Source organism: Lapillicoccus sp., from assembly GCF_025353065.1.
Classification (GTDB): Bacteria; Actinomycetota; Actinomycetes; order Actinomycetales; family Dermatophilaceae; genus Lapillicoccus.
In genome coordinates this window covers 1-5,762 of sequence record NZ_JANXRJ010000068.1, presented here as the reverse complement: position 1 = coordinate 5,762, position 5,762 = coordinate 1, and the positions used below count along the sequence as shown (strand labels likewise).

At 73.3% G+C, this 5,762-nt stretch carries 5 protein-coding genes and 1 pseudogene; all 6 read right to left on the bottom strand.

Annotated elements, in window-relative coordinates:
• Window positions 1-155: 155 nt before the first annotated feature.
• Entirely contained in the window at window positions 156-3,653 is a 3,498-nt protein-coding gene (locus tag Q0R63_RS06265; RefSeq protein ID WP_295695406.1) for a LysM peptidoglycan-binding domain-containing protein, read from the bottom strand.
• Window positions 3,650-4,045, bottom strand: a complete 396-nt coding sequence (locus tag Q0R63_RS06260; protein WP_295695404.1) for a pilus assembly protein TadG-related protein — start codon at window positions 4,043-4,045, stop codon at window positions 3,650-3,652. Before Q0R63_RS06260 ends, Q0R63_RS06265 begins: the two co-directional genes overlap by 4 nt.
• 116 nt (window positions 4,046-4,161) lie before the next feature.
• On the bottom strand, window positions 4,162-4,647 hold the full coding sequence (locus tag Q0R63_RS06255) for a TadE family protein (protein ID WP_295695402.1): 486 nt from the start codon (window positions 4,645-4,647) through the stop codon (window positions 4,162-4,164).
• Complete coding sequence (locus Q0R63_RS06250; RefSeq protein WP_295695400.1) at window positions 4,644-5,114, bottom strand: TadE family protein; 471 nt, start codon at window positions 5,112-5,114, stop codon at window positions 4,644-4,646. Before Q0R63_RS06250 ends, Q0R63_RS06255 begins: the two co-directional genes overlap by 4 nt.
• A complete protein-coding gene (locus Q0R63_RS06245) occupies window positions 5,111-5,323 on the bottom strand; it encodes a hypothetical protein (RefSeq protein ID WP_295695398.1) in 213 nt (70 codons plus the stop codon). Before Q0R63_RS06245 ends, Q0R63_RS06250 begins: the two co-directional genes overlap by 4 nt.
• Before the next feature lie 84 nt (window positions 5,324-5,407).
• A pseudogene (locus Q0R63_RS06240) lies at window positions 5,408-5,762 on the bottom strand (hypothetical protein); the annotation flags it as partial.

The following is a 5,762-nucleotide window of genomic DNA, read 5'->3' as shown; positions in this document are numbered from 1 at the left end:
CTCACGATGCCCCGGCAGCTGACCGGCTATCACCTCCATTTCGCTCTCCCTGCCCGACGGACCGCCCATGTGGAGTAGCCCTAACTGGGCGGAGTGACGTTCGTTCACGGGCCAGCTCGGAAGGGTAGCCGACGGATCCTTGGCCCACGATGACGTCAGCTGACTTTGGTGCCGAGCCAGTCCTGTCGTTGGGTGAGGATTTGTTGGGTGCGGGTTGACAGTTCGGGGGGTGCCTCGTCGTCGTCGGTGCGGTTGCAAACCTCGTCGCGGATGATCCGTTGCGCTTCGGCGTGGTGTCCCTCGGCGGTTGCCACGGCGGCCAGGTCGAGGCGGGGGATCTCCTCGTGGGGGGCGGCGAGGGTGGCCGTCTCGGCGGCCAGCCGTGCGGTGGTCAGGTCGCCGGCGGCGAGGGCGTGGGTGGTGACGAGGTGGGCGACGTCGACGATGGCGACGGCCATGTGCTCGTCGACCCGGTCCCCCTCGACCAGCCATGCCCAGCCGCCGCCGGCTTCCCGCTCGACCGGGTAGTCGAAGGGGCGTCCTTCGACCAGTCGGAGCGCGGTCCTCAGGTCGGGGATGCCGTCTGCGCCGCGGGCTTCGCCGCGCACGCGTAGCCGCCGGAAGAGGTCGATGTCGATGAGCAGGTCCAGGACTTGGTAGACGGGGACACCGCGGATCTCGGCCGCGGGGGCGGTGCGCGCGTCGGGCAGGTGCGGCTGCCCGGTGCGGGGGTTGGTGCCCAGCCACTGCCGAATCGTCAGGACGTAGTCGCGGACCTTGGCCCTGCTGATGGTGTTGAACGCCTGCGACACCTCCTCTGGGGTCGCCCCGTGCCGGCGGAGGGCGATGAAGGTCAGCAGCTCGGTCATGTAGGGCTTGCGCTTGGTCAGCGGTGTGCCGCGGGTGGTGGCGCGGACCGGTCCGAGCAGCCGCAGTTTGGGCAGCGCGCTGTTGTCGTGGAACCACATGGCCACGTCGTCGTCGAGGGTGGGGTCGGCGGCCTCGACACCGGCGCGCACTGTGGGCCTGACGCGGGGGGCCAGCACCTGCAGGTCCTGCGTGGTGGTCGCGGCGACGGCGAGGTAGGTGGCGTCGTCTTGCTCGAGCAGGCTGCTGCCCGGTTTGGGGGCCGGAGGGACCTGGCCCTCCTGGTCCGGTTCCGGACGCTCGTCCGGCGCATCGGCCGGGGCCCGGGGCTGGGTGTGGTGTTCGCGGAGCGCGCCGGCCTGGTTGGACCAGGCGCGCCAGCCGTCGACGGCGTCCCCGTCGACGGGGACAGGCACCTCGTCGACGGGGACAGGCACCTCGACCACGGTGTCGGTGTGGGCCAGCAGCGCCGCACAGCCTTGGGCTTCGTCGCTGGTCAAGCCGACGGCCACCAGGTTCAGTCCGGCCTCCGCAAGGGTGACGCGCCCGTCGGCGGTGACCTCGAGCAGGGTGTGGATGGTGCCGGGGGCCCGCGGCCCCTGGCCTCGTACGACCACCGAGGTCCCGGTCTGCCCGGGGTGGGCGTGGACCTGGTCGAGGAGCTGGTCCAGGGCGGGGTGATCGGTCGCGGCATCGATGATCAGGAGCCGGGCGGGCCACGCGTCGGCGCCGTCCTGGGCTGCCCGGGCGGTGACGATGTCGCGGCCGGCATGGCTCGTCCGGTCGATCGCGTGGACGGTGTCGGTCAGGCAGGTGCCGATCGGGTCGACCGGTGGGTCGGCGGCGTCGGCGGTGTCGGGCATGTCGTGCCTGTGGTTCATGTCGGGGGTGCCGGGGGTGTGGTGGGCGTGGATCCGGTCGGGGTTGAGCGCCGCCAGCTCGGTGGCCACCCCGACGCAGTCCACGGTGACCCCGGCCGACCAGGGGTTGCAGGCGACCTCGGCGGCCAGGTACCGGACGAAGTCCAGCCCGAAGATGGGGTCACCGGTGATCGTGACGCAGAGGTCCTCGATGTTCAGCAACCACACGTCTTCGGTGTCGTTAACCCCGATAGTGACCAGCAGCGGGTAGGGGGCGGGCTGGTCGGGCACCTCCGGGCCGAGCTGGTCGAGGGGGACGTCGGGGGCGACCTTCCAGTGGTACCCGTCGGGGGTCCCCTGCCACGGCCCGGGCAGCTGGGTGGGGTCTGCGAGGTGGAGCACGATGTGGGCGACGGTGAGCTCGACCGCGGTGAGCGGCGGCATGACGGCTTCGTCGCGGGCGGCCGCGGCGGCGAGGCGGCGCAGGACCGCGTCCAGGTGCTCGATCGTGGGTGCGGTGACCCGGCCGACGGAGGTGATGGTCTTCTCGACCGGGTTCAGGACGGCGTCGGGGGCGGCCAGGGTGCGCCCGGGTCGGCGGCCCCGGGACTGGGCGCGGCGGCGGCGGCGCAGCAGCATCAGCAGGGACCCGGCCAGTACCGCCCCTGCCCCGGTGAGACCGGTCAGCATCCACGAGGCATGACCGAGGTGGTCGGTCTCCTCCGTGGCGGCGCTGGAGTGGGCGGCGCCTGCCGGCACAGGAGACGCGGGAGACGCGGCCGGGGACGTGGCGGTGGTGGCGTCCGCGGCGCTGCTGCCCGGGCCGGAAGGGTCCGGCCGGTTCGGCCGGTCAACCGGTCGGGGGCCCGCCGGGGCGGCTGGCGCGCTGCTCGAAGGCCTCGCAGGCTCCCCCGACTTCCCGGTTAGTGTCGGGACAGATACCGGGGGTGTCGGGGACGCAGGGGGGACGACGACGGGGGACGTAAGGAGGACGGCGGGGGACGTAGGAAGGACGGCGGGGGACGTAGGGGGGACGAAGGTGGGGGGGATGGTCAGGCGCTGGCCGATGTCGATCCGGTCGGGGTCGCTCAGGTGCACCCCACCGGGCTGCACGGTGTCCCTGCTGGCCGTGAAGATCGCCGGGTACTGGCGGGCGTCGCCCAGCTGGTCACGGGCGATGGCGGAGAGGGTGTCACCCGCCCGCACGGTGTACGTGCGGGCGGCTGACCGGCCTGGCTCTCCGGGCGCCCCGGCGGGCAGGTGCAGGACGGTCCCGGCGTGGATGAGGTCAGGGTCGCCGGCCACGCTCGGGTTGAGGGCAGCGATCTCGGGCCAGCGGCCGGCGTGGCCGAGCTGGGTGGACGCGATCCGGGACAGGCTGTCGCCCGGCCGCACCGTGTAGGTGCGCCTTGTGGCCTGCGTGGTCTGCGTGCTGGCCGTTTCGGTCGTGGCGGCGGGTAGGGTCGCCGGCGCAGTTGTGGGCTGGCGGGCTGGGGTGGCGGTCACCGACGAGGTGAAGGTCGCGGGGGCCGCCGAGGTGGCGGCGGTCGCGGGGGTGAGGGCGGGCGAGGCCGGGACGACCACGAAGAGCAGCGCGGCCGCTGCGACGAGCTGCCGGGCGGCCAGCTGCGGCAGGTTCAGTCCGGGCAGGCGGACCGCAGGCGCCCCGCGCAGCCGGGACCCGATCTCGAGCAGGATGCTGACGGCCAGCACCGCCCACGCGACCCACGCGATCAGGGTGATGGCCCCCAGGGCCAGGGTTCCGTCGTCGGGGGTGGTCAGGGCGGAGCGGAGCTGGTCCAGGGTGGGGACCGAGGTGGGGACCGGGTTGCCGGCGAGGGCGTGCAGGGCCAGGGGCAGCCCGATCACGATGACCAGGAGCAGCAGGGTCGCGAACAGGCCGACCGCGCGGGCGCGGAGTCTCATTGGGCGACTCCGTCGACGGCTCGGGTGATCTGGACCTCGGCGTGGCCGGTGACGGTGAGGGCGCCGATGCCGATGATGCTGAGGAACTGCGTCGTGTACGTGCTCTGGGTGTCGGCCACGACCCGGGTGCCGGTGACCACGGTGGCGGTGCCGGTCACCCCGGGTGCCCCGGCGATGTAGGCCCGGGCTGCGGCCACGGCCGCGCCTGGGTCGGCCACCGCTGCCTGGCCCCGGATCGCGGTCCCGGCCTGGAGCTGCTGGCCGCCGGCCCGGGCGGCCTCGGCGGCGATGTCCTGGGCGCGCTGCTTGGCGTGGACCTGACCGCCGAGGTCCACGGCAAGGCCGACGAGCAGGACGAGGGTCAGGGCGGTGGTGATCATCCAGACCGCCACCGACCCTCGTTCCCGGTCACCACGAGCAAGTGGGGCCACCAGTCGGGGCATCAGTCGGGCTGTCAGTCGGGCTGGCAATCGGGGGATGAGTCGGGCTGTCGGTCGGGGCATGGGTCTCACCGTTCTCGGTAGCTGTCCAGGGGTGAGCGGACGGTCGCGGTGATCGGCATCGACCCCGGCAGCCCGGGCAGGAGACCGGCGAGGTCGACCTGACAGGTCACCGTTGCGGCCACGGAGGCGGGGGTGCCGACCGGGGCGGCGAACCCGGAGGAGTCCACGCTGACACTGGTGGCGGCGCAGTCGGTGCCCTGGTCGCCCAGGCTGGTCGTTGCCGCGTCGGCCGCGGCGGTCTCGGCGTGGCCCTGGGTGCGGGCGATCGAGGCCGACCGGGCCGCGTCGGCGGCGGCGGACTGCACCGCCTGGTGGGCGATGGCGACCCGGCCGCCGGCGATGACGAGCATCAGGAACAGCCCGAGGGCGGGGGCGAGGATGACGACCTCGACGACGGAGGAGCCACGGTCGCGCGGGCGGGTCCGCCGTCGCAGCCCCACCCCTCGAGAGGTCAACGGGGCGGTCCACTGGGTGTTCGACCAGGTGGTCATCGGGTCAGTTCCTCGACGGGTGCGGAGGCGCTTTGGCTGATCTGGGGGGTCCATCCGGGTACCACGCTTAAGGTGGTGCCAGCGACAACCACGGTGACGACGCCCGTGACGCCGCCGGCGGCGACCCCAGTGACGACGGGGCCGGTGGTGCGGTTGCTGCTTACCCTTACCCCGCGCAGGACCCCGTCTCCGCCGGCTGAGGCGACGAACGCGGTCGCGGCGGCCTGGCCGGCGCCGGTGGTGGCGTGCTGGGCGGCGGCGGCCCGGGCGCCCTCCTGCGCGGCCGCGATGGCCACGGTGCGCCCGTGGTACATGAGCGCGGCCTGCATCCCGAGGAACATGAGGGTGAACAGGGCCGGCATCAGGACGGCGAGTTGCACCGCGGCGGAGCCCCGCTCCCGGTCCCCCACCCGCGCCGCGCGGGTGGGCGGCCGTACGAGGTTGAGACCGGGCCGGTGCCGGGTCATTTGATGCTGCTGACCTTGCTGTTGATGTAGGCCGCGATCGCGGCGTAGACGATGCCGGCCAGCGCCAGCAGGCCCACGGCCCAGAACACGATCTCGATCGTGCTCGCCCCCTCGTCCCGGGTCCGGGTCCGGGTCCGGGCGTGGGTGGTGGCGGCGCGGTCGCGCAGGCCCGCCCTGAGGGTGAGCAGGGTCGCGTAGAGGTAGGTCATGGTGGTGGTGTCCTTTCGGTGTGAGCTGGTGGGCGGCGTGCGGTGCTTGGGTGGGTACGAGTCGAAACTGCGGGCGAGCCCCTTTCAGCCGGCGCTGAACAGCCGCAGCAGTGGGGGGGCCATGAGCAGGGCGAGGAAGACCAGGCCGAGGAAGGACGCGGGCAGGTACATGCGCTCCTCGACGAGGTTGGCCTGGGCCAGCTCGGAGCTCAGCAGGGCGCTGCGGGCGGAGGCGCTGCGGGCGCGGAGCTGCCGGTAGACCTCCGAGCTCTCGTCGTTGGCCAGGCGCATGATGTCGGCGACGTCGCTCAGCTCCGGCAGGGCGAGGTCCTCGGCCAGGACCTTGAGGCAGTCCCAGGGCGGTTGCCCGTTGTAGCGGGAGCGGGCCAGTTCCTCACTGATCTTGCGGAACACCCAGGAGTCCCCGACCTCGGCGGCG

Coding starts and splice junctions, on each gene's coding strand:
- Q0R63_RS06265 (WP_295695406.1), bottom strand. CDS start 3,653: ATGAGACTCCGCGCCCGCGCGGTCGGCCTGTTCGCGACCCTGCTGCTC.
- Q0R63_RS06255 (WP_295695402.1), bottom strand. CDS start 4,647: ATGACCACCTGGTCGAACACCCAGTGGACCGCCCCGTTGACCTCTCGA.
- Q0R63_RS06245 (WP_295695398.1), bottom strand. CDS start 5,323: ATGACCTACCTCTACGCGACCCTGCTCACCCTCAGGGCGGGCCTGCGC.
- Q0R63_RS06250 (WP_295695400.1), bottom strand. CDS start 5,114: ATGACCCGGCACCGGCCCGGTCTCAACCTCGTACGGCCGCCCACCCGC.